The sequence below is a fragment of the Exiguobacterium sp. S22-S28 genome, assembly GCF_043359615.1.
GTDB lineage: Bacteria > Bacillota > Bacilli > Exiguobacteriales > Exiguobacteriaceae > Exiguobacterium_A.
Genome location: NZ_JBHFFC010000030.1, coordinates 178212 through 202949 on the forward strand (window position 1 = coordinate 178212; position 24738 = coordinate 202949).

At 46.8% G+C, this 24738-nt stretch carries 26 protein-coding genes; 6 read left to right on the forward strand and 20 right to left on the reverse strand.

Annotated elements, in window-relative coordinates; genetic code table 11:
* Nucleotides 1-3 precede the first annotated feature (3 nt).
* From ACHA8N_RS13810 to ACHA8N_RS13860, 11 genes are all read right to left on the reverse strand, one after another.
* A complete protein-coding gene (locus ACHA8N_RS13810) occupies nucleotides 4-582 on the reverse strand; it encodes a DUF6470 family protein (protein WP_147510436.1) in 579 nt (192 codons plus the stop codon).
* Between the two features lie 13 nt (nucleotides 583-595).
* On the reverse strand, nucleotides 596-1573 hold the full coding sequence (gene flgL / locus ACHA8N_RS13815) for a flagellar hook-associated protein FlgL (RefSeq protein ID WP_393966044.1): 978 nt from the start codon (nucleotides 1571-1573) through the stop codon (nucleotides 596-598).
* A gap of 21 nt (nucleotides 1574-1594) precedes the next feature.
* The gene (gene flgK, locus ACHA8N_RS13820) at nucleotides 1595-3148 is read right to left on the reverse strand and encodes a flagellar hook-associated protein FlgK (RefSeq protein ID WP_393966045.1); all 1554 of its coding nucleotides are present in this window, start codon (nucleotides 3146-3148) and stop codon (nucleotides 1595-1597) included.
* A gap of 12 nt (nucleotides 3149-3160) precedes the next feature.
* Nucleotides 3161-3568 (reverse strand): flagellar protein FlgN, encoded by a 408-nt coding sequence (locus ACHA8N_RS13825; protein ID WP_147510433.1) that lies wholly within the window; start codon nucleotides 3566-3568, stop codon nucleotides 3161-3163.
* 97 nt (nucleotides 3569-3665) lie between these two features.
* Nucleotides 3666-3914, reverse strand: coding sequence for a flagellar biosynthesis anti-sigma factor FlgM (gene flgM, locus ACHA8N_RS13830; RefSeq protein ID WP_147510432.1), 249 nt, complete (start codon nucleotides 3912-3914; stop codon nucleotides 3666-3668).
* Nucleotides 3915-3950: 36 nt separating this feature from the next.
* Complete coding sequence (locus ACHA8N_RS13835) at nucleotides 3951-4160, reverse strand: hypothetical protein (RefSeq protein ID WP_393966046.1); 210 nt, start codon at nucleotides 4158-4160, stop codon at nucleotides 3951-3953.
* A 213-nt stretch (nucleotides 4161-4373) separates the two neighbouring features.
* Nucleotides 4374-4823 carry a ComF family protein gene (locus ACHA8N_RS13840; RefSeq protein ID WP_393966047.1) on the reverse strand — a complete coding sequence of 150 codons (450 nt, stop codon included), beginning with the start codon at nucleotides 4821-4823 and terminating at the stop codon, nucleotides 4374-4376.
* Between the two features lie 185 nt (nucleotides 4824-5008).
* Nucleotides 5009-6223 (reverse strand): helicase-related protein, encoded by a 1215-nt coding sequence (locus ACHA8N_RS13845; RefSeq protein WP_393966048.1) that lies wholly within the window; start codon nucleotides 6221-6223, stop codon nucleotides 5009-5011.
* Between the two features lie 163 nt (nucleotides 6224-6386).
* Nucleotides 6387-7232 (reverse strand): DegV family protein, encoded by an 846-nt coding sequence (locus ACHA8N_RS13850; protein ID WP_393966049.1) that lies wholly within the window; start codon nucleotides 7230-7232, stop codon nucleotides 6387-6389.
* A 134-nt stretch (nucleotides 7233-7366) separates the two neighbouring features.
* Nucleotides 7367-8062, reverse strand: coding sequence for a response regulator (locus tag ACHA8N_RS13855; RefSeq protein ID WP_147510428.1), 696 nt, complete (start codon nucleotides 8060-8062; stop codon nucleotides 7367-7369).
* Nucleotides 8059-9231: a sensor histidine kinase gene (locus tag ACHA8N_RS13860; RefSeq protein WP_393966050.1), complete on the reverse strand. Its 1173-nt coding sequence runs from the start codon at nucleotides 9229-9231 to the stop codon at nucleotides 8059-8061. Before ACHA8N_RS13860 ends, ACHA8N_RS13855 begins: the two co-directional genes overlap by 4 nt.
* A 98-nt stretch (nucleotides 9232-9329) precedes the next feature.
* On the opposite strand from ACHA8N_RS13860, the gene ACHA8N_RS13865 reads away from it, so the two are divergent.
* From ACHA8N_RS13865 to ACHA8N_RS13875, 3 genes are all read left to right on the forward strand, one after another.
* The gene (locus ACHA8N_RS13865) at nucleotides 9330-9971 is read left to right on the forward strand and encodes a YigZ family protein (RefSeq protein WP_393966130.1); all 642 of its coding nucleotides are present in this window, start codon (nucleotides 9330-9332) and stop codon (nucleotides 9969-9971) included.
* A gap of 68 nt (nucleotides 9972-10039) precedes the next feature.
* On the forward strand, nucleotides 10040-11074 hold the full coding sequence (locus tag ACHA8N_RS13870) for an LCP family protein (RefSeq protein WP_393966051.1): 1035 nt from the start codon (nucleotides 10040-10042) through the stop codon (nucleotides 11072-11074).
* Nucleotides 11049-11465, forward strand: a complete 417-nt coding sequence (locus ACHA8N_RS13875; RefSeq protein ID WP_393966052.1) for a GNAT family N-acetyltransferase — start codon at nucleotides 11049-11051, stop codon at nucleotides 11463-11465. Before ACHA8N_RS13870 ends, ACHA8N_RS13875 begins: the two co-directional genes overlap by 26 nt.
* 123 nt (nucleotides 11466-11588) lie before the next feature.
* Here the strand turns inward: ACHA8N_RS13875 and chrA are convergent, their stop codons facing one another.
* From chrA to ACHA8N_RS13905, 6 genes are all read right to left on the reverse strand, one after another.
* The gene (chrA, locus tag ACHA8N_RS13880) at nucleotides 11589-12746 is read right to left on the reverse strand and encodes a chromate efflux transporter (protein ID WP_393966053.1); all 1158 of its coding nucleotides are present in this window, start codon (nucleotides 12744-12746) and stop codon (nucleotides 11589-11591) included.
* Nucleotides 12747-12800: 54 nt separating this feature from the next.
* Nucleotides 12801-13922, reverse strand: a complete 1122-nt coding sequence (locus ACHA8N_RS13885; protein WP_393966054.1) for a DUF418 domain-containing protein — start codon at nucleotides 13920-13922, stop codon at nucleotides 12801-12803.
* 57 nt (nucleotides 13923-13979) lie between these two features.
* Complete coding sequence (locus ACHA8N_RS13890) at nucleotides 13980-15023, reverse strand: glycosyltransferase family 4 protein (protein WP_147510421.1); 1044 nt, start codon at nucleotides 15021-15023, stop codon at nucleotides 13980-13982.
* Between the two features lie 78 nt (nucleotides 15024-15101).
* Nucleotides 15102-15881, reverse strand: a complete 780-nt coding sequence (locus tag ACHA8N_RS13895; RefSeq protein ID WP_393966055.1) for an SLAP domain-containing protein — start codon at nucleotides 15879-15881, stop codon at nucleotides 15102-15104.
* Nucleotides 15882-15900: 19 nt separating this feature from the next.
* Nucleotides 15901-18294 carry an accessory Sec system translocase SecA2 gene (gene secA2 / locus ACHA8N_RS13900; protein ID WP_393966056.1) on the reverse strand — a complete coding sequence of 798 codons (2394 nt, stop codon included), beginning with the start codon at nucleotides 18292-18294 and terminating at the stop codon, nucleotides 15901-15903.
* Between the two features lie 212 nt (nucleotides 18295-18506).
* Complete coding sequence (locus ACHA8N_RS13905; RefSeq protein ID WP_147510418.1) at nucleotides 18507-18908, reverse strand: Rok-like winged helix domain-containing protein; 402 nt, start codon at nucleotides 18906-18908, stop codon at nucleotides 18507-18509.
* A 294-nt stretch (nucleotides 18909-19202) separates the two neighbouring features.
* Here ACHA8N_RS13905 and ACHA8N_RS13910 point away from each other — a divergent pair, with 294 nt between their 5' ends.
* Nucleotides 19203-20504: an N-acetylmuramoyl-L-alanine amidase gene (locus ACHA8N_RS13910; protein ID WP_393966057.1), complete on the forward strand. Its 1302-nt coding sequence runs from the start codon at nucleotides 19203-19205 to the stop codon at nucleotides 20502-20504.
* A gap of 233 nt (nucleotides 20505-20737) precedes the next feature.
* On the opposite strand, the gene pgmB is transcribed toward ACHA8N_RS13910, so the two are convergent.
* The 3 genes from pgmB to ACHA8N_RS13925 form a co-directional block, all read right to left on the reverse strand.
* The gene (gene pgmB, locus ACHA8N_RS13915) at nucleotides 20738-21400 is read right to left on the reverse strand and encodes a beta-phosphoglucomutase (RefSeq protein WP_147510417.1); all 663 of its coding nucleotides are present in this window, start codon (nucleotides 21398-21400) and stop codon (nucleotides 20738-20740) included.
* A 236-nt stretch (nucleotides 21401-21636) separates the two neighbouring features.
* Nucleotides 21637-21969, reverse strand: a complete 333-nt coding sequence (locus tag ACHA8N_RS13920) for an Asp23/Gls24 family envelope stress response protein (protein ID WP_235188816.1) — start codon at nucleotides 21967-21969, stop codon at nucleotides 21637-21639.
* Nucleotides 21970-22020: 51 nt separating this feature from the next.
* A complete protein-coding gene (locus tag ACHA8N_RS13925) occupies nucleotides 22021-23088 on the reverse strand; it encodes an acyltransferase family protein (RefSeq protein WP_393966058.1) in 1068 nt (355 codons plus the stop codon).
* Between the two features lie 43 nt (nucleotides 23089-23131).
* On the opposite strand from ACHA8N_RS13925, the gene ACHA8N_RS13930 reads away from it, so the two are divergent.
* Entirely contained in the window at nucleotides 23132-23872 is a 741-nt protein-coding gene (locus ACHA8N_RS13930; RefSeq protein ID WP_147510414.1) for an SGNH/GDSL hydrolase family protein, read from the forward strand.
* 361 nt (nucleotides 23873-24233) lie between these two features.
* Nucleotides 24234-24701 (forward strand): hypothetical protein, encoded by a 468-nt coding sequence (locus ACHA8N_RS13935; RefSeq protein ID WP_147510413.1) that lies wholly within the window; start codon nucleotides 24234-24236, stop codon nucleotides 24699-24701.
* Nucleotides 24702-24738: the final 37 nt, after the last annotated feature.

Sequence of the window (24738 nt, forward strand, 5' to 3'; positions counted from 1 at the left end):
AGATTATCCTTCCCCATCGAATATGCCGCCGACCGGCCACATATCCAGTTGATTTTGTTCCCGTAGATAAATCTCGACCGTCCCCTCTGTTACGTTTAACTCGGGTCGGTTGACTTGAACCTCAATCCGTGGCTTTTCAGCCGTATAATGAATCTGGACTTCTGCCGGCGTATAGTTGATTTTGACACGATCAAGACTCCGGGGAGAGAAACCAAGCGTCGTGACTTCTGCCGGCGGAGTATCCCGTGACTTCGCAATACGGGCTACCACGCTTCCCCCTTGTTCGATTCGCATCATTTGGTCGCCTTCTGCCGCGATTCGTCCTGTCCCTTGTCGTCCCATCTGTTGTCCGTATTCCGCATAACGCTGAACGGATTCGAATGCCGGAATTTTCCCCATTTCAATCCAGGCTTGCGACGAGTCGATTTCAAGACGCGCCGCAACCGTTTCAATCGACAAATCCCCTTTAGGCTGCTCGATCGATAACGTCGCCGGCCGTTGTGTTTGTTCGAGCGTCGGCCGCGTAATGTTCATGCCGATTTTCGCGGTCGTTTGGCGCATCTCAAGATGTGGCAGATTCATGAACCGTCACCCCTTAACGTAAGAAATCAAGCAAGGACGGCTGAATGATGCGTGCTCCTGCACTGAGTGCCGCCCGGTGCAATGTTTCGTGCGATTTCAGTTCCATGATGACTTGTTCCGTCTCGATGTCTTCATTATCAGACATAATCGTTTTTGCAATGATTTCTTGATCTTCAAGACGGGAAGCGTTCAGTTCAAGCCGATTGACCCGGGCGCCAAGATCAGCACGCGTTTCGACCGTCTTATTGATCATACTGTTCAAGTCGGTGATCATACCGGATAACGTCGAGCCGTTATTCGTACTGCTGCCCGCTGTACCGTCAGCCTTTTTACCGCCCAGTTCATTAAATAATTTTTTCAGCGTCTCGAATGTTTCTTTGCCGAATACCCCGCCTGTCGTACCGTCTGTCGGTGTGACATTTACTTGCACACGGATACCGGAAGAGACTTCGTACTCGATTTTTCCGTTCTGCGGTGTCGCACCACTCGTAAAGATACTGTCTACTGTCGCCACACCGGCTGTGTCCTTCAAAAAATCTTTCAGTTTCGTCATATCCACGAAAGGCTGGTCCGTTTTGGTCCCGTTAAAAATCTGCTTTTCATTGTATTTCGTGTTGGCCAGCGTTCCGATATGCTCAATCAATTGACCGACCTCGCTTTGAATCGCTTTCCGCTGCGTTGCGTCATACGTATCGTTTGCCGCTTGCGTCGTCAATTCCGTAATCCGGCGCATCGCGGACGTTACTTCGTCTAACGCCGAATCCGTCAAATCCATCCAGCCTGTTGCTTCATCGACATTTTTTTTGAACTGATCGACTTCCCGGACTTCCGTCCGGTACCGGATGCCCTGCATCGCAACGACAGGATCTTCCGACGGCTTTTGAATCTTTTTCCCACTGATCAACTGTTCTTGTAACGTACTCAATTTTTGATAACTCGACGAAAGATGTCCAATATTCGTTTTCGTCAACATCGTTTGTGTCACCCGCATCTTCTTGTTCCTCCTTTCGTTTTATCGACCGACTAGTCCCATACCATTGATGATTTTATCAAGCATCTCATCGACCGTCGTAATGTTCCGTGCTGCGGCATTGTAGGCATGTTGATATTGAATCATCATCGTCATCTCTTCATCGAGTGAAACCGCTGAAACGGACATCCGTCGCTGATCGGCATTTTCCATCAGGACGCTGGCATTTTTCCCGAGATCGATTGTCTGACTCGTCGAAACGCCCATATCCCCGATGATCGATTGATAAAATGAACCGATCGTTGCACCTAAATTAGAAATACTCTTCGTTTTAATATCAGCTAAAATCAGCGCTCCTGAACTGTCTCCGATATTTCCATCCTGTGAAGACGCGATGTTCGATAAACTATTCCAAATTTCGCTACCGACGGAAATCGTCTTCGCTGAAATCGGCTTGGCTGAATCAGACGAGACAAAAAAGTCTTTTGTTCCCTGGGCGGTTACTGTTGCACCACTCGCATCTTTTGTCACCGTTTTGTTTTTGCTGTGTGCGTCGTTAAACGCTGAAGCAAACTCGGTTGCCATCTTATCTAGATACCCCATCATCTTCGGATACTCGCCTGATACGGTAGTTGCGCCATCGTTTTGATATCCGTACATCTGCATCAATCCCCAGAGCTTTCCGTTCGCAAAACCGGACGTTTGTGTGAACTTCACATCACCTGTTGTCGTTTTGTATCCCGTGTAGGCTCCTGTCACAGTATCTGTCGTGAATTCCAATGATTTGGCTTTTGTATCTGTCATCTCAACAGCTTTTAAACTCGTTCCATTAGGAATGATGATGTTGATGTTAATTCGCCCTTCCGCAATCCGTGAAGCATTGCCCATCTGTCCGGATGTAATGGCATTTGTATCGATCGACACTTTTTCAAAATCGACATACGTCGATAACTCGTCAAAGTAACGGTCCCGCTCGTCATATAAGTCGTTTGGCAAAACGCCAATCGGTTCGATTTCATGAATTTGCGTGTTTACGTTATAGATTTTTTGAAGCAGGTCATTGACCTTTTTCACCGATACATCCAATTCATTTTTTAAATCTCCCTGTACTTTCGATAACGAAGTCGCCAGGTAATTAAATGTTTTGGAAACCGTATCCGCTTGCTGACGCACGACACTTCGTGCACCTGAATCTTGCGGATTTTTTGAAAGACCCTGCAACGATGCCCAAAACGTATCCAGTGTTTTGGCAAGACCGGTATCGGACGGTTCGTTGATGATGTCTTCCATCCGTCCAAATGCCGTTGCTTTTGACGAATAATACGCTAACTTCGTCGATTCATCCCGGTACTGTTTATCGACCATTAAATCGCGCAGCCGTTCGACAAGTTCTCCCCGGACACCTGTTCCGAATTGAACGTTTTTCCCGCCGCCGAGTGACACCGACAGCTGCTCTGTCGACGCTTGAACAAGCCGTTGTCTTGAGAAGCCGGCCGTCCCCGCATTCGATACGTTGTTTCCCGTTGCCTGAAGCGCCCATTGACTCGTTGTCAATGCACGACGCCCTGTTTCAAGTCCCATGAATGTAGATCCCATGTCTTTACCTCCTTATGCGTTTCGATTAAAGTGAGCCCGGTCCAGTGCCGATTGACCGTAGGTGAAGTCGTCTGCTTCCGGTATAAGTAATTGAAGATGCCAGTTTAAGTAATCCAGCGACTGTGTTAATAATTCTGCATTCAAGTCATTGGCTTTTTTTAATTGCCCCATCGTTTCAAGGAGACGACGCATCGATGTCACATCTTCCGGATGAGCCTGAAGCCATTCCGACATCGTCACCTCTCCCATGTGCGCCATCCGCTGTTCTTCCAGCTGTACGATCTTTTTTAAGTAGACCGCTTCTTCCTTGACGATTTGTGAGAGGCGCGGCATATCATTTTGAATCAAAATCTGCTTTTTTTCATGTGCCAGCTTCAACAAGGTCTTATGTTCCGTTGTCAGTTGATCGATGAGTTCCATCTGCTGTCTCCTCCTTGTCTCTTATGTATGTTCATATAAAAAGCGACCCGCGCATCCGTGCCCCGAGTCGCCTCTCCTGTTTAAGTCGTTTTACTTCTTATAAGTTTAAGAAACGTTCAGCGATTTTTTTCGCGTCTGGTTTATACGTTCCATCTTGAATTGCTTGGCGAAGGGATTCCACCTTCTCTGCCCGGGAAGAAGTCGTCTCGCTGTAACGCATCCGTGCTTCACTTGAGATCGTCACTTCATCCGGTCGATTCGTGCGTGTTGGTTCTGTTCCTTCTACTTTTTGATTTCTTTCGTACGTTTTGGGCATATTCACCCACTTCGAAGAATCAATTCGCATGTGAACACCTGCTTTCTAGACTACAAGATTCTTAATTCAAGTTCGATACGTTCTCGGTTTCGAAGGGTTAGCAGAATCTAGCATCGCTTGGGCGAGGTCACGTCGCAATGTATCACGACATTCGGCACAAATCGTGCCATCACGGGAGGGCTTCCCGCAACTCTCACACATGATCTCCATCTGAGAAATCTCAGAAATCAACAATCGCCCTTCTTTGATGTATCGTAAGACGTTTTCTTTCTTCACTCCGATAGCCTTCTCAACGTCAACAGGTGAGGTTCGGACTTTTCGCCGCTCTCGCAGGAACTCACGTACCTTCTCAAAATCAGTATGATCTTTTTTGATACAATCGATACACAAATCAGAAGATTGACGAATAAATAATTTCCTACAAGCTGTACAGTTTACTACATCCATTTCCTTCACCTCATATGGAGTATCGGCAGGAGTGAAGGATTTTTAAATACTTCGAAATAAAGTTACCGCAGAAATTTCTTTTGCTCCGGCTTCACGCAGCCGAAAAGCCGCTTGATGCAAGGTGATTCCCGTCGTGTACACATCATCGACGAGCAGGATCGTTTTACCGGAAACCGATTGTGTGACAGAAAACGGATTCGGTCGTTCGTATCGTTGTTGTCTTGATAAGTGACTGAGCGCTGTACCTTCTGTTCGCTCCAAAGCGAGTTTGACTGTTCCGCGCATCATTCGGGCAATCGATTCTGCCTGATTGAAACGGCGTTCAGACAACCGCTCTGGACTGATCGGAATCGGAACAATCCAGTCCTGTTTGACTTTTACCTTCTTCAGCTCCGTTTTAAACACATTCAGCAAGAATGTATCCCCGAGAAACTTATACTGTTTCATAAAGGCTTTTGCCTGCGGATGATACAAGTACAATGGATGTGTCACGAGGTGTTGCCCTTGATTCCGCCACTCTTGACAGTCCGCACACAGCCGTAGTCCGGGCTTTCCGCAATCCGTGCATTCCCCTTTTTTCACAAATTCTATTTTACAGGTTGGACACAGCATTTGCCTAGCCCATACGTTCGACAATGTCCAGTTCGGTAAAAAAAATTGTCCGCACAATAAGCAAGTCATGGACATCCCTCCCGGTTCGCCCGCTTGATTTGATCGATTGCCTGATACATCGCATCGGAGCGGTCGTTCGCAAAAAAGACGACGTCTCCGGTCGGAAAGTCAGCACTCCGCCCGACACGTCCGCTGATTTGGACTAACGCCGCGTCACTGAATGAACGGTCGGCGTCAAGAATCGCTACTTGGACATCGACCAAAGTCACGCCCCGCTCCAAAATCGTCGTCGTCAACAAAATTCCGGTCGTCGTTCGAAAGTGTGCCACCTTCGCGACCCGGTCCGGATCAGCCGCATGAACCGTCCCACTCTCCAGTTGATGCTCACGTAAATAAGCTTGCCAAACGTCCAACATCGAAACTTCCGGAACAAAAATAAGCCGCGGTTTCCCGGAGTGGATCTGCAGCCATGTCACAACGTCTGCTTTCATATAAGGGAGGTGTAAACGCGGTACCGGCAACGGAACTCCATGATAACGGCGCATCAAACGGACGGTCGGCAGGCGTCGATCCCAAAAGGACGGTGTTGCGCTGAGTAAGATCAACGAGGATTCGGAGGACGAGGCTTGTCGGACATACCGGTGTAACGTCCGGTCCGACCGGTAAGGAAAGGCATCAACCTCATCGATGAAGACGGCGTCGAAACACGCACGATAGTGAATCAATTGATGGGTCGTACTGATTGTAATATCCCCGAGCAGCAACCGGTCCGTCGAGCCGCCGAACAAAGAGACGATATTCGCGTGTTGAAACGCCTGCTTGAGATGTCCGGTCAGTTCACGAACGACGTCGGCACGGGGCGTCGCAATCAAGACCCGTTGATTCGTCTGCAACGCCCGCTCGATACCGGGAAACAACATCGGTGTTTTACCGGCACCGCACACAGCATGGACAAGCAAACGGTCCCGGCGGTCAATCGTGCGGACGATTGCGTCCGCAATCCGTTGCTGATCATTCGTCAATCGCAGTGCTGCATGTGCGTCCGGCTGAACGGCGTCGAGCGGACGCGGGTCCGTGACAAGACGGTCACACGTCCGGATTTTACCGAAGATCAAGCAGTGACGGCAGTAATAACACCGTTTCCCGCACGTACAAGGACCACGTGTCGGCAGTTTGCCGCACCGTTGACATCGCCACGTGACGGCCGGGCGGTACACCAACGGCTGATCCACCGTTGTCTCAAGTGAATAGTCTGGAATTAAACGTCCGCGTAAGTCCATCAAGCACTTCCTTTTCGTATGACTTACGTTGTGTTTCGTCATGCTTTCCTTCACTCCTGCCGGCAGTGGTTTCAGTTAATGTACCGGAACAACACAAAAAAAGGCACATCCCTTTTCAGGAATGCACCGGTTGTTTCTTGTATACCCCGCCGTTAACACAGGATTATGCTTCTTGATACCACGTGATGCCGATCGCACCCGGACCTAAGTGGGTTCCGATGACCGGTCCAAAGACACTCATCTCGATTCGAGCGGCCGGGAACCGTTCTTGCAGGACGGCAATTTCCGCTTCCGCCTTGGATGAATCTTCCGCATGAATGACACCGATGACATAACCGGCACCGGTTCCTTGAATCGTCTCGTCCATCATTTCTTCAATCCGTTTGACGGCTCGTTTGAACGTCCGGATTTTTTCGAACGGAACGATTTTCCCGTCGACGAAATGAAGAACCGGTTTGATTTTAAGGAAAGAGCCGACAACGGCCTGGGTCATGCTGAGACGTCCACCGCGTTGCAGATGTTCCAAGTCATCGACCACGAAATAGGCACGGATGACTTCTTTAAGTTCCTCAAGACGGGTGACGATTTCAGCAGCCGTTGCACCCGCATCGCGCATCCGAACCGCTTCCTTGACCAAAAAGGCTTGCGGCATACAGGAAATCCGGGAATCAATCGGATGTACCTGGACGTGTTCGACCATCATGTTGATCGTATGTAGTGCCTGGTACGTTCCACTGATTCCGCTTGAGAGTGTGATGCCGATGATGTCCGTCCCTGCAGGAAGGCGTTCAAAGGCATCGACGAGATCGCCGATGTTCGGCTGTGACGTCGTTGGCAGGCTTCCCGTCTGAATCCGTTCATAAAAGTCCGGTACGGAAATATCAATTCCTTCACGATACGCCTCTTCGTCGAAGATGACACTAAGCGGTGCGACATGGACATTGTTTTCTTCACAATAGGTAGTTGGCAGATAGGCAGTACTATCCGTTAAAATCACAATCTGGCTCATTCGTGAATTTCCTCGCTTTTAAGAGTTCCGTCGTGACATAAGGTATTCTGACAGGTCACAATCGCTTTTTATCATATCATAGGTGGCGCGTGAAAAAAAAGAAAGACGGAGCCGAAACGGCTTCCGTCCTGCAATCAAACGACGACGACCCAGCCGCGGCGAATCGCTTCGACGACAGCTCCTGTCCGGTCAGGTACGTTCATCTTACGTAAAATAGAAGATACGTGGTTTTTAACAGTCTTTTCGCTGATGAATAGCGTATCACTGATCGCCCGGTTCGAGAACCCGTCCGCGAGCAGCTGCAAGACTTCACATTCCCGGCGTGTCAACACATGCAACGGTGCTTCGGCGACCCGCTTCTCCATCGTTTGAGACGACATCGTCTGCTTCATTTTCATGAGACGACGGTATTCCTGCAACAAATTCGGCGTAACTTTCGGATGGACGTATCCGCCTTCCCGGTAAACAGAACGAATCGCGTTGACGAGTTCATCCGTCGCCATCTCTTTTAACAGATATCCGACAGCACCGGCACCTAATGCATGCATGACATACGTTTCATCGTCATGAATGGACAAGATGATGACCCGAACGTCCGGATAGACTTCCATCAGACGTTTTGTCGCTTCGACTCCGTTCACTTTCGGCATATTTATATCCATTAAAACGATATCCGGTTGATTGGCTTCGACGAGTGGAATGACATCCGCCCCACTCTCCCCTTCTGCAACGACGACAAACTCTTCTTCGAAATCAAGAATTCGTTTGACGCCTTCTCGGAATAACTGATGATCGTCTATGATGACTACTTTTACTTGCTCGCTATTCACAGTGTTTCCCCTCTCACTTCAGATTCCTCAATCGGAATTTTCACCTTGATGACTGTACCTCTGCCTGGTTGTGTCTCGATTTCAAAATCTCCATCAATCAATTCGATCCGTTCCCGCATGCCGATCAAGCCGAATGACTCATCGCAGGATTCGACGATTGAATCGAAGTCAAATCCGACTCCATTGTCTTTGACATGAATCCGAACGGAATGTTGATACTGTTCTATAATAATACGAATATCCTGTGCTTTGGAATGCTTAACTGCATTTTGGACCGCTTCCTGGACAATCCGGAAGACGGCGACTTCATACGTCGACTCGATCCGTTCCCCTCCACCCAGATAGTTGAAGTGAATGGGAATATTCGAAATTTCCTGCATATGACGCAGATACCGCTCGAGTGTCGGGACGAACCCGAGATCATCAAACGTCATCGGTCGTAAATCATAAATGATGCGGCGTATGTCGGCCAGACCGTCACGGATCAAGGTCCGCAGGCGGTGAATCTCTTCAAAAGCAGCTTCCGCACCGTTATGTTGGTGAATTTTTTCAATCAGGTCGGCCCGGATCAAGACATGAGCAAGCGTTTGTGCAGGACCGTCATGCATATCACGGGACAGGCGCCGGCGTTCGTTTTCTGCCGATTGGAAGACTTTTAATCCCATCTCCTGTTTTTGCATCGCCTTCTCATACTTCTCATTCATCACCTGCATGTCGTCCGTCAAGAAGTTCAAGACAACCGAAACCCGGCTGATCAACATGTCGGCCCGCTCGATTGTTTCATCCAGCTGGATCAGACGGCGTTCGAGTTCGTCCCGCCGTTTGCGGCAGTTCATCTCATCCCGTTGATTGATGAATGACTCGAGCTGAAGCGAATTCGCCGTCTCATAAGCAGAACGAATATCTTGTTCCGAGTAGTTGTCGAAGTTTTTGCTCACGATGACGAGTCGCGCTTTCGAGTCCTTAATGTGTCGTTCCAGCCGCTCGGCTTCTTTAATGTAGTCGTGGACACGTGTCTTCAATTCCCGCAACTCCTGCTGGATTTCAGCATACTGTTCCCGAGAACTTTCCGTGATGCGGACGATTTCTTCCCGACTTTCTTCTACGACACCAATGATGTTCTGTACGATATCATTCAAGGACAGTCGCTCCCCCATCTCATTCGTCATACTACTCCCTCCGTTCCTTGCCAGTCCCCACGGTTGTCTCTCTCTCTAATCGTCGTTATGCTAGAAAGAACTAGTTAACGAGGAGGACATTTTTGATTATGACATTATTTAATTATTATACAGTAAAAGAAAACGGTTTCCATGAAATCATTATTCAAAAGTCACGATTTATTACATATTTGGCGCGCGCCACCTCAGAACAGGAGACACAGAGCTTCATTGCGGACCTCAAGAAAAAACATCACGACGCCAATCATAACTGTTCCGCTTATGTCATCGGCGAACGAAATGAAATCCAAAAAGCCAATGACGACGGCGAACCGAGCGGGACGGCAGGCGTTCCGATGCTCGAAGTTCTTAAAAAGCGGAACCTCCGCAACACTGTCGTCGTCGTGACCCGTTACTTCGGCGGCATCAAGCTCGGTGGCGGCGGATTGATCCGGGCTTACGGCTCCAGTGTCTCGGAAGCGTTGAATGCTGTCGGAATCGTCGAACGTGTCGCGCACGATCTGGTCGAAATCACCGTCGATTATACGTGGCTCGGGAAGCTTGAGAATGAACTGCGGGCAACCCCGCACATCATCGATCAGATTCACTATCTTGATCAGGTCAAGATTGACGTTTGGGTGGAAGAATCAACGGTCCCTCTTTTCCTCGACTGGATGACGAACCTGACGAACGGTCAGGCGGTTCTTGAGAAAACCCGTTCCCGCTACGTCGAACGTGACATTCTATCTTGACCTGCTATACTTATTGTAAAGAAATCGAAAGTTTTTTAATAATTCAGTAAAGTTAGGAGTAATGAATTGTGGATGAATCCAGACAATCCCGTTCCCAAAAACATAAAAAACCGAAAAAACGCTGGTTCAGGATATTCGTCATAACGTTTCTTGTCGTCCTGATTGCCGGAGGCGCAACTTTTGCTTACGTGGCCAATAAAACCTTCCAGACGGCCAAACAATCCGAAGTTGAACTGTCACGTGGTGATAAATCAGAAAAACGGGCAGCTGCCGTCGATCTGACGAAAGATCACTTTTCCGTCTTACTCGTCGGAACCGATGAGCGGAAAGGCGACACTTCGTCACGAGCTGACACGATGATTGTCGCAACGTTCAATAAAGCGGAGCAATCCATCAGCATGCTCAGCATCCCACGCGATTCCCTCGTCATGATTCCTTCTGTCGGATATGAAGACAAAATCAATCATTCCTATGCGTACGGCGGAATTGATTCGACAATCGAAACCGTCGAGTCACTGCTCGATATTCCGATCGATTATTACGGGGCAATTAACTTTAACGGCGTCGTTGCCATCGTCGATGCTGTCGGCGGAATCGATGTCGACGTCAAGTTACCGATCGATACGTTAAATTCTTCCGACAAACAAGGCGGCGTCAAACTTGAGCCCGGTCTTCAGCGGTTAAACGGAGAAGAAGCATTGGCTTACGCCCGGATGCGTTATCAAGACCCGGAAGGCGACATCGGACGGACGAAACGCCAACAGCAGGTCGTTCAAGCCATCATCGATCAGTCGACATCGTTTGGATCGATCACGAAACTCAATAAACTGATGGATGCGACCGGTGATAACTTCACGACCAACATGTCGTTGACGGAAGCGTTCCAGTTACAACCGTTTGCGAAGTCGCTGAATGCCGTGAATCGCATCGATTTAAAAGGAACCGATACGAAAATCAATGGAACCTACTATTATCAACTTGATCCGGCATCGTTATCTGACGCCAAATCCACTTTAAAAGAACAACTGAACTTGCCGCAAACAACAGATGATTTCACGTCCACACCGGAGGTCACGGATGATTCGACGACTGGAAGCAACTGATTACCCGGCGCTTCATCGACTCCAACAACGTGCTTATCAAATTGAAGCGGACATCATCCGTGTCTCTGATTTCCCGCCGCTTCAGCAAACAGCCGCACAACTGGTGCACGAGCAGCCGAACGGTTACGTCTATTGTCTGAATGAACAACTGGTCGGTGCTTTGACGATCGAACAAGAGACGATTACACGCTTAGTCGTCGCACCGGAACACTTCCGGCAAGGGATCGCGAAACAGTTACTCCGTCATGTTTTGGCGAAACACCGGCTCCACTTTGTCTCGACCGCTGCGGCCAATCTTCCGGCAATCGCTTTGTATCAGCAATTCGGATTTCAACAAATCAATCAAGTCAGCCGGGACGCGATTGTCCTCGTGACGCTTAAACGGGAGTAAAGGTTAAATCACCTGGGTATTGCTTCAACAATCTATTCTAATCAAAAAAACGGACGCCTTCCTGTTTTAAACAGAAAAAGCGTTCGTTTTTTACATACCGTTTACAATCCGTTTGGTTATGCTTCAAATCCAACTCATCATCGTTCCAATCACAGCACCGATGAGGACGATGCGCAGCGGTGACTGGTTGTAGAAGCGAAGTAAACAAAATAGCCCAAAGGCGACGAAAAAGTCGATCCCTGTTTTGACACTTGACGTAAAGATTGGATCATACAAGGCCGCAAGCAGGATGCCGACGACAGCTGCGTTGACACCAATCAACATGCGGCTGACTTGTTTGTTGCCACGAACACTGTCCCAAAACGGGAGGACCCCGATGACAAGCAGGAAACCGGGCAGGAAAATCGCGAGCGTCGCAAGAATTCCGCCAGTCACGCCATGGATGACCGTCCCTAAGTAGGTCGCAAAGGTAAAGAGCGGACCCGGAACGGCTTGCGCCGCCGCATATCCCGCAAGAAAACTGTCGCCCGTCAAAAAATCAGGAACGAGTGACTGTTGCAGAAACGGCAGGACGACATGCCCGCCACCGAACACCAATGCTCCGGCACTGTACATAATGCTCATCAATTGGACATGACCGGTCGCGCCATTCGCTAAAATCGGAGTCGCTGCGAGTAACACGACAAACAGAATCAATGCCGTAATACTAAGAACCCGCGGAACACGGATGTTGAGTTGTCCGCCGCTTTTCGGTTCGTCGTCAAACAAGACTAGACCAAGCAATGCCGCGAGTACAAGCACACCGACTTGTGCAAGAGGATGGGCCAGCAACAAGACTCCGGCGAGGGCCAGTAGCATTAAAAAGAGCCGTTTCGGACCAACCGCAAGCTTCGTTCCCATACTGATAACCGCATCCGCCACGATAGCGACTGCAACAAGCTTCAGACCATGGATGAAGCCTGCTTCCGTTAAATCAAATTCGGTTGCGAGCAACGCAAACATGATTAGCAACACACTCGACGGTAACGTAAAGCCGATGAATGAGACAATTGCCCCGACGACACCGCCTCGAACGAGTCCAATCCCCATCCCGACCTGACTTGACGCCGGTCCCGGGAGAAATTGACACAGGGCGACGAGATCCGCATAGGCTTTCTCATCCACCCATCTCCTTCGTTTGACATATTCCTCATAAAAGTACCCTAAATGGGCGACGGGTCCGCCAAAAGACGTCAGACCCAGTTTCAAGGACACGATAAAAATTTCGATCCACCGGTTCATATCACCACCTCCATGGTGAATTATACAAAAAGTTTGTAAATATTCTGTGACCGTTTAGACATGATCAGAAGGTTTAGAACCATACGTCCCGGCACGCCAAACGGCTTCCACCGGACCTTGGCGGTGACGGTTCAAGTAGTTGCGTGAAAAGACGATTTGTCCGCTTAATATGAGAATCACGGCTAATGTTCCTTGCCAGAGCGGGATGGTTTCGTACGCTCCGGTCAAGAAAATCAGGGCGGTAAAGATCAATGTGTGTGACAGATAATTCGTGAGTGCCATGCGACCGAGCGCCTGAAATCCGCTGAAGGAACGTCCCGAACGAATAAGCAACGCAATCCCGACGGCATATGTCACTGCCAGTGTCCGCCCCGACAACCACACGAAAAAGTAATTCGCTAAGCCGTCCGGTACCGGCCCCTGATGAATGATGACGATTTGATAAAGCATTGGAATCGATAAAATCAAGCTGACCGCCAGTATGATCTTGAGTGTCCGTGTTGTCGGCGGACGAACCGTAAAACGTTCCATCAGATACGCACCGATCAAGAACAAGGACAAAATCTCGGGGAAAATGGTCAGTGTATTGGCTAATGCTATCGGTAACTCGGTTGTCGCGTGATAGGCGATATAATCGAGCAGATGGCGGGATGCTACCAACTCCTGCAGCTTTCCGTCCGGTTCCACGATGGAGGCATCTCCCACAGAACGGGCATACAAATAAATCGATAAGTAAAGGAAAAACGTATACAACTGCAGGGCAATTCCGAAAAACAGCTTCGTTTTCGGCCGGGCTTTGACGAATAACAATAAAAAGAAGCCGCTTAACGCGTAGGTCTGGAGAATGTCACCTTTCCAAAATAAAAGATGAATCAGCCCGAACAGCAACAAAATCACGAGCCGGCGGGCAAAGATCCAAAGTGATTTGTTCTTAACACGGAGGCGGTCAATAAATAAAATAAAACCAGCCCCAAATAACACACTGAACAACGTATAAAACTTCGTCTGAATCAATAAATCAAATAAGAGGCGAATCATTTGATCCCATCGTCCCATCTCACTCGTCGATCGATCTCCGAGAAAACTCGGCATATTCACGAATAAAATCCCGCATAGGGCGAATCCGCGTAAAACATCCAAATAAACAATCCGGTCTGTCCGTTCAATCGCTTTCATCCTCTAGTATCCCCAATCGCCAATCAGCCGCTCAACATGCATTGAGCGGCTGATTGATCATTTTGATGTCATTCGTTCCAACAAATTCAACAACGGACGATACCGTTCTCCCAGTAATCCGAGTGACTCGACTAAAATATCAAGAACGAGTAACAGCATAACAAGAGAAATCAGTGCGCCCAGTGAATTCGTTTGTGAAAACAGAATCGCTGTCATTCCAAAGATGGCGCAAAGCCCGTAAATGACGAGTACGGCTTGTCGCATCGTAAATCCGAGATCGAGCAGACGGTGGTGAAGATGCGCCTTATCCGGAGCAAACGGTGGTTTCCCCTGCAATACGCGGCGGACGATCGCAAACAACGTATCGGAAATGGGAATCCCGAGCAAGATGACCGGAACCGCGAGTGAGAACAGCGTGACGTTCTTAAATCCGAGCAAGGACAGAACGCCCAGCATGTAACCTAAGAAAAGGGCTCCCGTATCTCCCATGAAAATCTTTGCCGGATAAAAGTTGTGGAATAAAAATCCGCACGTACTCATCAACAGAAGAATCGCGACAATCGTCACGTAGACATTTCCCTGGATGACGGCGAGGCTGATCAGTGTCAGCAAAACGATACTTGAAACCCCGGCCGCCAGACCATCCAGTCCGTCGATCAAATTGACGGCATTCGTAATCCCGATGACCCATAAAAAGGTTAACGGAACACTCCACCATCCGAGAAACAGTTGTTGATCAAACGGCAGATTAATGAACTCGATCCGGATACCGCCGTTTAAGACAACAACCGCCGCAACGATTTGTCCCATCAGCTTCAGCCGGGCATTTAATTGAAAACGGTCATCAAATGCCCCTGTCAAGATGATGACAAAACCGCCTACCAAAACATGAGTCGCATACGGACTCGAAGGTTGCAAAATAAAATAACCGATCATGAAGGCAATATAAATCGCCAGTCCGCCTAAACGCGGCATGATCCGCACGTGTACTTTTCGCGCGTCCGGACTGTCAACGGCACCGACTGCAATCGCAAAGCGTTTCACAACGGGTGTGATCAGTAAGGCCGCGATAAAACACACAATGGACGCCGTCCATAACATAATAACATCACGCTCCTGCGCGAATTATATCATAATTTTTCATCAATAATCTCCTGTTCCCCGATTGTAAACAAAAGTTTACCGCGCTACGCGAAGTGCGATTTCCCCTTCGTGCGGCAGATGGATGACGTCGAGCTCGATTCGGACCGGTATCGTCGTATGCGCTTCAATTTCCTGCTGAATAGGAATGTGATGTGCTTCAAAGACTTGATCTTCGGCATACAATTCGACCGGAAGTGTGCCGAGTTGAATGGATTGATTGTAACCATTTCGGATCAAAAGCAGCACGACTAATTTCCCGTCTGCTTGATGACTCGAAACACTCAAGACATTCAACTCTTCACTTGTCAGCGTCGGGGTCGAATACAAGACTTGTTTCACCCGTTTTTGTTCTTCTGTCGACAAGGATTCTCCCAGTTCAAGATGATGCGTCTCTTCCAGACTAAACAACAGTGTGATCTTTTCCGGGAATGTTTCAGCTGCCGAAAGGAAAATTTCTTCTTCATGAAAATCCAACCAACAGGGAATACTGCTCATCGCTATGAATTCAGGAATATCTTCTGTCGATAAGACTTTCCGACCGATCAACTGCTTGCGTTCATCTAACATCAATAACGGCAGTCCATCGATTTGGAAAGAATGTTCCAATGTATTTCTGAACAACGAGATGACCGATACCGGATAAGTGGAAGCATCCAGTTGCAACGCTTCGACAGAAAGCTGATTGCTTCTTAATGCCGGCAGTTGATTCGCATGATACCGAAATAAGTATTCGTCTTCTTTTTCGAGTAACATATCTTCTGTAAAAATTAACTTCGGTTTAAAAAATTCTTGTTCCGCTGATTCCACTGGTTCCATCACGATTTTTTTTCTTCGATTAAACATCTTTTTCAATCTCCCCTACATCACTGATCTCTGCCTGTTCTTCATGCCACACATATTCTGTCAGTCGAGACAATACATATGTGACCCGGTATTCGATTTCGGCCAGCATGAAGTTAAAGATTTCAAATCCTTCTTTTTCATACATGCGTGACGGTTGTTCCTGTCCGTAACTTCTGAGGTGAATTCCTTCTTTTAACGTGTTCATCGTCGTCAAGTGTTCCGTCCAACTTTCTTCAAGTGCAGCGAGCAGCTGTTCACGCATGACTTCACCTGCCTGCTCCTCCGTCAATTGCGTCTGCCACGCTTCTTGTTTTTCAGCCGCCAATTGAACACAGTACTGTTTGACTTCTTCTACACTCTCCGCCTGGGACGGGAACTCAATCTCGTCATTCAATAACTCGTTCATATTCAGCGTAAACTCTTCGATCGGCCATTCTTCTGCGACCAGTTCTTCCGAAAGCAGCCCTTCCGTCAAATGAACGACACTTTTTTGTGCCATCGGCAAAACAAGTGACGCGATATCTTCTGCATCGATGACCTGATTCCGTAACGAATAAATGACGAGACGGTGTTGGTGCAAGACATCATCCAGCTTAACGAGTTCTTCCCGGATGGAATAACCGGTTCCTTCGCACGTTTCTTGTGCATAGCTGAGCAACGCATACGCTTCTTTGTTCGTAACCCGATCATCTGCGCTTTGCTGACGTTTCTTGAGAAACTTCTCTAACCGGTCTTTCGCAAACCGGCGAATCAAGTCGTCTTCTAACGAGACGACGAAGACACTTTTTCCCGGGTCACCTTGACGTCCCGAGCGACCGCGCAACTGATTATCGATCCGGATTGATTCATGACGCTCTGTCCCAATGACGAACAGTCCACCGGCTGATTTCGCGGTTTCGTCCAGCGTAATATCCGTTCCGCGCCCTGCCATGTTCGTCGCGATTGTAATGCGTCCCGCTTGTCCGGCTTGACTGATGATGTCTGTTTCTTGATCGACGGTTTTCGCATTCAGTATCATATAAGGAAGCTTGTACGCATCTAACGATTCAGCAACTTGCAAGGACTGTTCAATCGAAGTCGTTCCAATCAAAACAGGCTGTTTCGTGTCATGTGCTTCTTTTACGAGCTGAGCTACCGCTTCGTATTTGGCGGCTTTTGTCGCATAGATGATATCCGGCTCGTCCTGTCGCAGTTTCGGACGGTTCGTCGGGACTTGAACGACGTCCATCCCATATGTCTTCAGCAATTCTTGTCTTGATGTCTGGGCAGTTCCCGTCATTCCGGAAATCAGTTCATACATCCTGAAATAGTGTTGGATCGTCACTTGGGCCGTCGTTTTGTTTTCTTCCGTGATGACGAGACCTTCTTTTGCTTCGATCGCTTGGTGTAATCCATCCGACAGGCTTCTTCCTTCCATGATTCGTCCGGTGAATAAATCAACGAGCTCAATCTTTCCGTCACGGACGATATAATCCACATCCCGGTGCATGACCACATGAGCACGCAAGGCTTGAACGATGTAGTGATACAACACTTGATGTTCTGCCGCGAACAGATTATCGATGGCGAATTTTTCTTCAACCGTATTGATTCCTGTTTCCGTCAGAGAAACCGCTTTAATCTCTTCGTCGTACTCATATTCGGTTTCGTTCGAAAACGCTGAGACGATAGTCCGGGCAATCGTTTGAAGCCCTTGATGGACGGAAGCTTTCCCCGCCATGATTAACGGTGTTTTGGCTTCATCGATCAGGATGCTGTCCACTTCATCGATAATCGCGAAATGATGTCCCCGTTGAACGCGGTCTTCATCGCGCGTGACCAAGTGATCTCTTAAATAATCAAAACCGAACTCTGTACCAACACCATATGTAATATCGGAAGCATATGCCGCACGCTTTTCATCCGGAGAAATATCAGGCACATTCAATCCGACCGAAAGACCAAGGAAACGATGAATTTCACCAATCTGTTCCACATCACGTTTAGCCAAGTAATCATTGACGGTGATGACGTGAACCCCTTTTCCGAGAAGTGCTTTTGTAAAACTTGGAAGTGACGCAACCAATGTTTTCCCTTCACCCGTCGCCATTTCGGCAATCTGTCCATCCAGTAATGCCAATCCTCCGATTAATTGGACGTCGTAATGTCTCATGCCGAGCACACGTACGCTGGCTTCACGGACTAATGCGAACGCTTCAATCGTTAATTCTTCTAAAGGTGTCCCTTCAGCCGCTCTTCTTTTTAGTTCAACCGTCACCTTCTGTAAGTCTTCGTCGCTCATGGCTGTATAGACTGCTTCTAATTCATTTATTTTCTTTACTTTTTTGTTATAGCTTTTTAAACGTTTTGATTGTTCGTTGAATGTCTCTTTTACTAGTTGAAACACAATGGTTGCTCCTCTCCACGACCTAATTTGATCGAGGTACGATAATGTATTTTCCTGTTTATATTATATCAATTAAAAATTGGAACGATATAGATAATAACCGTTTTTAAGAAAATCATTTACTTTTTTATTAAAAATTGTATTTAATTTGCCATTATAAAATCAAAAAAAAGCACCTCTTTTTATGAAAAAAAAGCTGTGCTTGAGTAATTTTACATAAAAATAGGGATTTCTGCCGATGGATCATATGTATAAATTCCACGGCCTACTTTTTTAATCGCCGGGTTCGCTTGTTCGACTTTAGCCATCAATTGATAAATGTTACTGATTTGGTGACGGTAGCGTAATTCTAATTCCAACTGGATATCACGGGCTGACATCGACTCCCGTTCACGCATGAGATCACTGATCTGGTGTACATAGACTTCCAGCGGATACCGTTGATTCACTCGTCTTTGTTTAAACGGACGTTCCTGCGTCACTGCGATCTCATCGTATTGTTCTTTGTTCGTTCTACTGAGTTCTCCGACTAGATACTCGGCACGACGTTGCAATCGTCTGTATTCTTCTTCAATTTCCATCAACTCTCTATAAATATGCTCACTGTTATTCATTCCATTACCCTCTTTTCTAAAATTATACATATTTGTTTCAATAATATTTCATTTGTATGTTTTTTGAAATATTGTAACCACTTTTTTTACAGATTAATATATGATTTTTTTATAAATTTAATTTTTTTGTAACATTCAACAATTATTCCTTAAATATTTTTTCCATTTTCATCTTAACAGAAAGGAGACGATTTCGAACATACATTTATTTTTTAAAAACATATATTTTAATAACATTTATATTTTATAGTTTTTATGCTGCTTGACTCACCGATTTAAAGGAGGAACATTCAATTGAAAAAGTTTATCGCATTACCCGTCATCATCTTAGTTTCATGCCTTTTGTTTTCTTTCGCTTTGACTCCCTATAGTGTCTCAGCTGCTTCAGGTACGACGTTCTCAAAAACCACTTATCAGACGCTTGATCTTCTGAACCTCAGAACATCGACATCTATGTCATCAAAAAAAATTCTAGCTATTCCTAAAGGGAAATACCTTGTTTCGACTTATAAAGAAGGCACTTGGTATAAAGTATCTTACAGCGGAAAAACAGGTTATGTTGCCGGTGCTTATTTGAAAAAAGTTGATCCGATGCTCGCCGGGACAACATTCGCAAAAACAAATTACATAACACTGGATGCTTTGAATCTCCGTTCTTCTGGATCATCAACGGCTTCTAAGCTGCTGACGATTCCTAAAGGGAAGGTCGTCACATCGAGTTATCGTGTTGACAACTGGTACAAACTGTCATACGGCGGCAAAACGGGTTATGTCTCCGGAAGCTATTTAAAGAAATCTGCATCCGGCTCTGCTTCGCTTCCACCACAATCAGCTGTCGATTATACAGGAACAAAGATGTACGTGCTTGTTCCGGCCATGACATCTGTTACATTACGGTCAGGCGCCAGTTCATTAAGTTCTTCTATTGGAACTCTTCCGCGTGGGACTGCTGTAACCGTCAGCAACTATCTCCATAAGACACGTGGTTTTGTTCCGGTTCGGACAAACGATGGTCGCTCCGGTTACGTAGAGGCAACATATTTATCGTTGTTCCAACCGAGTATGTCCAACCGTCCGTTAGTCGTTCTTGATCCTGGACACGGTGGACACGATGTCGGTGCAGCACGCTACGGCATTTACGAACGTGACATCGTCATGTCTGTCACAAAACTTTTAGCTTCACGTCTCGCTGGAAAAGTGGATTTAAAACTAACACGCTATACAAATGATTACTACCCATCATTGTCAGAGCGCAGCTGGATCTCGAATGCCCACAAAACAAACCTTTTTGTAAGTATTCACGTGAATGCATCTACTTCAACTGCTGCCTATGGAGCTGAAAACTTCTACTACCGTGGCACGTCATCCGGCAACTTGGCACGGAAACTGCAACAAAATGTCGTAAGTACTGCCGGACTCCGTGATCGCGGTATCCGTTTTGGTAACCTTGCTGTTCTCCGCGGCACGAACGCGCCTGCCGTCTTAACAGAACTTGGTTTCCTTTCGAACGCTTCAGATCGTTCTAAACTGGTCTCTCCGTATTATCAAGAGCGCTTCGCTGATGCTTTAGCGAACGGTATCTTATCTTCTCTTTAATTCTGTATGAATCAACAAAAAACGAAGGATGTTTTGCTCAATCAGCAAAACATCCTTCGTTTTTAAATTGATCAAAATCAAAAAAACATCAGAGCCGGCATCTTAAAAGATAACCGTCTCCAATGCTCGTGTTTGAAAGAACAGCTCAGGGAAGCCGTCCTTTCTTCTTATTCTCACATGAAAAGAGATCAATCAGATGAAACGCTCCGCTATCAGGGAATAGCGGATGTTCCTTAGCGACTAGCTAGAATTTGCTCAAGGGAAAGCAAATCCGTCGAATCGACACGATAGTCTGCCTCATGTAACGCCGTTTCCGGACCGACTCCAACTGCATACATACCTGCTGCATGAATCGCCGTAATTCCCGCCGCTGCATCTTCTACACCAATACAACGGTCGGGTGCGACGTCAAGCGCTTCCGCTGCCCGTAAAAACACTTCAGGGTGTGGTTTTGACTGGGCAACAGTTGCTGCATCGACGATGTCATCAAAATAGTGCCGGACTCCAAGTGCCTCAACGACCATCAACGCATTTTTAGAAGCCGATGCCATTCCGATCTTCAGCCCAGCGTCACGGATTTCATCCAAAAATGCAATGATTCCCGGCAAAATATCCTGTTCTGAGATATGTTGGATCAACGTGACATAATGATCGTTCTTTTTCGTCGCGAGCATACTTTTCTCTTGATCCGTAAAAGCATCCTGCTTTCCGCCAAGTGTTAAAATCCGCTCTAGCGAATCAGTCCGACTGACGCCTTTTAGTGTTTCATTGAAATCCCGGTCGAACGGAATATCCAACTCCTCACCTAGTTGTTTCCAAGCCAAATAATGATACTCGGCTGTATCGGTAATCACGCCGTCTAAATCAAAAATGACCGCTTCAATCGTTGGTGCCATCCGACATCCATCCTTTCTTTCATCGTACATGAAAGACAAGAAATCGAATGATTTGCGCAAACGATTGCACTTGCCTCAAAAATAATTTTACCTGTTCATCTTTCTCTTTGCAAGCGTTATCAAAAATATATTGTCTTTCCTTTCTTAAAAACAAAAAACTCTCTTCTGAAGGGAGCATTCCTTTTTCGCTGATTACGCGTTTTTTGAATGCCTCAGTAGAAGAGAGTTTTAGGTTATTATCCTTTTAGCAATCCGATGACCCGAACATTGATTGCTTTCGGCTGAAACGCCAACATGTTTTCCATGTCCTGTGCAATCCGTTCCTGTACTTTCCCTGCAGTTTTGATAATCGACATCCCGTATTTGATATGCACGGACAAGCTGACTGTAATGGCTCCGTCAACATCCTCCACCTTCACGAGTTTAACCATCTGTTTTTCCTGCAACTTCGAATCATCCTGTGTAAACGCAATCCCTTCTGTTTCTTGGACTGCTACTCCAGCAATGACCTCAATGACCTGTTGGGAAACGTTTACGACGCCATCCGCATTGTTTAAGTTATATGACATATATTCCACGCCCTTCATCTATTAATCGCTCTACTTTAAAGTGTATAGCATTTAACCTTTTTTTGAAAGGTCTTCTCGCTCTTCGACGATTGGTCGAATATCGATTTCGATCAGTGGACGCAGGAGACGGACAACGACCGGATGAATGATCACCCCGACAATCAATAACGCAACACCGGTGACGATGAGCATTGCGAGCCACGGTTCGGGTACAAACGCTTCTGTTACGTACTGCCGCCACGCCATGACGAAAAAGACATGAAGGAGATACACATATAAACTCAGCTCCCCTGCCCGCGTCACGAGCGGAAGACGACGCATCGGTACAAGCATCATGAATCCAAGGGATGCTGTAATCGACAGGAAGTAGATGACACTGTGTTTCAACACACCGATCCACGCATCACTGTCATATTGATCCACGTACGGAAAACGGTGTTTGAAGGCATTCGCCAAAGCGATGATTTCTTCCGGTGTGTCACGCCATGCCTCATATAGAAGGAAACCGACGACACTCGCAAATGCCAGTCCGCCGATCAACCGGACATTCATACGCCGTTTAAAATTTTTCGGCATTTCAAAAATCCGAATGAATTCATGTTCCGATAAGTAGTTCCCGAGAAGGAAATACGGATAAAACATGATCAATTTCCGTAAAGCAAGGAAACCTGTATTTTCGAGTTCAAAACCGTATAACAAAGCAAAGGCCAACCCGAACCAGACGTAGCCTCTTAAGTGGACGACGTACGGTGTCACGATATACCAGACGACCATGACAAACAGATACCAAAGTGCCCAGTACGGCCGCAACAGATGCGTTCCGATGTTCTCACCCGATAAAAGAGGCATCCCATCGTTGAAGGTAGCCCAAGAACCAATCAACAGTTGCCACACACAGTAGACGGCAAACAGCTGGATGACGCGCAAGTATTTATTTTCGCGAAAGAAATAACCGCTCAAGATAATGAATAATGGCATATGGAACGCGTAGATGACCAAATAAACGGTTTCAAGCAATTTCCCGTCGTAATCAAACCGTAAATCCGTCAGCATATGACCGATTACAACAAAAATGACAAGGAATCCTTTAATATTATCAAACCATGGATTTCGATTCATGTTACACTACCCCTTATACTCCCTCGAAAGGAACGATTGTTTTATGAAAAAAGCACTAGTCATTCTCTCGGTCGTCGCAAACATCGTCCTCCTCGCTCTGTTGATCGGACGCAAGCCGATTGAGTTGTTTGAGCAGGTCTTTCCTGCTACTACTACACAACCTACCACTACATTTCAATATACAAAAAATCCAAACTACGTCCGCTTGAATAGTCTCTTTCATACTTATCAATACCCAAAATCTCCGAATTCTGTCATGCTAGGTGACTCCATGACGAACTTTGGTGATTGGCGGATTCTGCTTGATGATCCAACGATTGTCAACTTCGGAATCCCGGGTGATACGACAGAAGGATTTTTGACACGATTGGATCTGATCGTTGAGATGAAACCAAAACGTGTTTTCCTGATGGGCGGCATCAATGACATTCGTCACTTTACCCCGATTCCGACGATCACAGAAAATATGACGACGATTGTGACGACGCTCCGAAAAAATAACATCGATGTCATTATTCAGTCAACACTTCCTGTTGCTCCAAAGTATTCCGATTCTGTCCGGATCAACCGGGATGTTGAAGCACTGAACCGTAACCTCGAACAGCTCGCAAAATCTGTTGGAGCAAAGTTCGTCGACTTACGTCCCGCACTGACCAATCAACAGGGTTATCTCCAAAATCGAATCACGTACGATGGTCTTCATTTAGTCGGAGACGGCTATTTAAGATGGAGTGACGCGTTAAAACCGTTTGCCGAACGTCTTCAGATTACGGAAAACAAATGAAATGAAGGACGTTAAAAAGGAGATTCCGTAAAAAATCGGAATCTCCTTTTTAACATTCTTGCAATGGCGTATACCACACCATTAATCTTCTTGGTTTTTGACACCCATGTATGCGGCGATGCTCGATGCTGAGAATACAGCGATTGCAACGATACCGACTGCGATCCACACGACTTGATCCATCTTTTTTCCCCCTTATATGTAACCGTTCACTTTCTTTTTTTAGCGTACACGAAATTCGTCAAGAAAGAAACACATTTTCTATGTCTAAGGACTGGACGTTTCGGGAAAAAGTAACTATAGTAGAAGGACAACTATAAATTGTCAGAAAATTCGATTATTTAACAAGGAGGTGATTCTGATGGCTACTCCAATTCTTAAACCAAGAGTTATGATGCGGCAACGAAGTACAGTCAACTTTGGCTATTGGCTCGTCATCGGTCTCATTGGATGGACGATGCTCAGTCTTGTCACAGGTATCCGTGAAGTACTCGCAAACCTTCCTTTTTACGAAAGCATTCCACTTTCCCTGACCGTTGTCCTGCTGACGGGCGTCCTGTTAAAAATGGCACGCGATGAATGGTGGATCCGGTATCTTGACCGTCAAACCCAGTTTTACATCAGTCATGAAACCGTTTTGAGCTGGTGCCCCATCATCGACAGCATGTGGTTGATCCGTAAACCGATGCGCCGCGAACTCCGTCACCTCTACAAACACATCACGCAAACGAAAACATCCCAAGAATCGATTGAAGCACTCGCCACCCAACTCGTCGAGCACGGCGTCCTCATCGTCTATTCCCGTCCTAAGAGCGATCATCCTGCTTGAATATGAAAAAGAAAAGAGCATGGAATGTCAGGACATC

Coding starts and splice junctions, on each gene's coding strand:
- ACHA8N_RS13810 (WP_147510436.1), bottom strand. CDS start 582: ATGAATCTGCCACATCTTGAGATGCGCCAAACGACCGCGAAAATCGGC.
- flgL (WP_393966044.1), bottom strand. CDS start 1,573: ATGCGGGTGACACAAACGATGTTGACGAAAACGAATATTGGACATCTT.
- flgK (WP_393966045.1), bottom strand. CDS start 3,148: ATGGGATCTACATTCATGGGACTTGAAACAGGGCGTCGTGCATTGACA.
- ACHA8N_RS13825 (WP_147510433.1), bottom strand. CDS start 3,568: ATGGAACTCATCGATCAACTGACAACGGAACATAAGACCTTGTTGAAG.
- flgM (WP_147510432.1), bottom strand. CDS start 3,914: ATGCGAATTGATTCTTCGAAGTGGGTGAATATGCCCAAAACGTACGAA.
- ACHA8N_RS13845 (WP_393966048.1), bottom strand. CDS start 6,223: ATGGACTTACGCGGACGTTTAATTCCAGACTATTCACTTGAGACAACG.
- ACHA8N_RS13850 (WP_393966049.1), bottom strand. CDS start 7,232: ATGAGCCAGATTGTGATTTTAACGGATAGTACTGCCTATCTGCCAACT.
- ACHA8N_RS13860 (WP_393966050.1), bottom strand. CDS start 9,231: ATGACGAATGAGATGGGGGAGCGACTGTCCTTGAATGATATCGTACAG.
- ACHA8N_RS13865 (WP_393966130.1), top strand. CDS start 9,330: ATGACATTATTTAATTATTATACAGTAAAAGAAAACGGTTTCCATGAA.
- ACHA8N_RS13875 (WP_393966052.1), top strand. CDS start 11,049: ATGATTCGACGACTGGAAGCAACTGATTACCCGGCGCTTCATCGACTC.
- chrA (WP_393966053.1), bottom strand. CDS start 12,746: ATGAACCGGTGGATCGAAATTTTTATCGTGTCCTTGAAACTGGGTCTG.
- ACHA8N_RS13885 (WP_393966054.1), bottom strand. CDS start 13,922: ATGAAAGCGATTGAACGGACAGACCGGATTGTTTATTTGGATGTTTTA.
- ACHA8N_RS13890 (WP_147510421.1), bottom strand. CDS start 15,023: ATGTTATGGACGGCGTCCATTGTGTGTTTTATCGCGGCCTTACTGATC.
- ACHA8N_RS13895 (WP_393966055.1), bottom strand. CDS start 15,881: ATGGAACCAGTGGAATCAGCGGAACAAGAATTTTTTAAACCGAAGTTA.
- ACHA8N_RS13905 (WP_147510418.1), bottom strand. CDS start 18,908: ATGAATAACAGTGAGCATATTTATAGAGAGTTGATGGAAATTGAAGAA.
- pgmB (WP_147510417.1), bottom strand. CDS start 21,400: ATGGCACCAACGATTGAAGCGGTCATTTTTGATTTAGACGGCGTGATT.
- ACHA8N_RS13920 (WP_235188816.1), bottom strand. CDS start 21,969: ATGTCATATAACTTAAACAATGCGGATGGCGTCGTAAACGTTTCCCAA.
- ACHA8N_RS13925 (WP_393966058.1), bottom strand. CDS start 23,088: ATGAATCGAAATCCATGGTTTGATAATATTAAAGGATTCCTTGTCATT.
- ACHA8N_RS13930 (WP_147510414.1), top strand. CDS start 23,132: ATGAAAAAAGCACTAGTCATTCTCTCGGTCGTCGCAAACATCGTCCTC.
- ACHA8N_RS13935 (WP_147510413.1), top strand. CDS start 24,234: ATGGCTACTCCAATTCTTAAACCAAGAGTTATGATGCGGCAACGAAGT.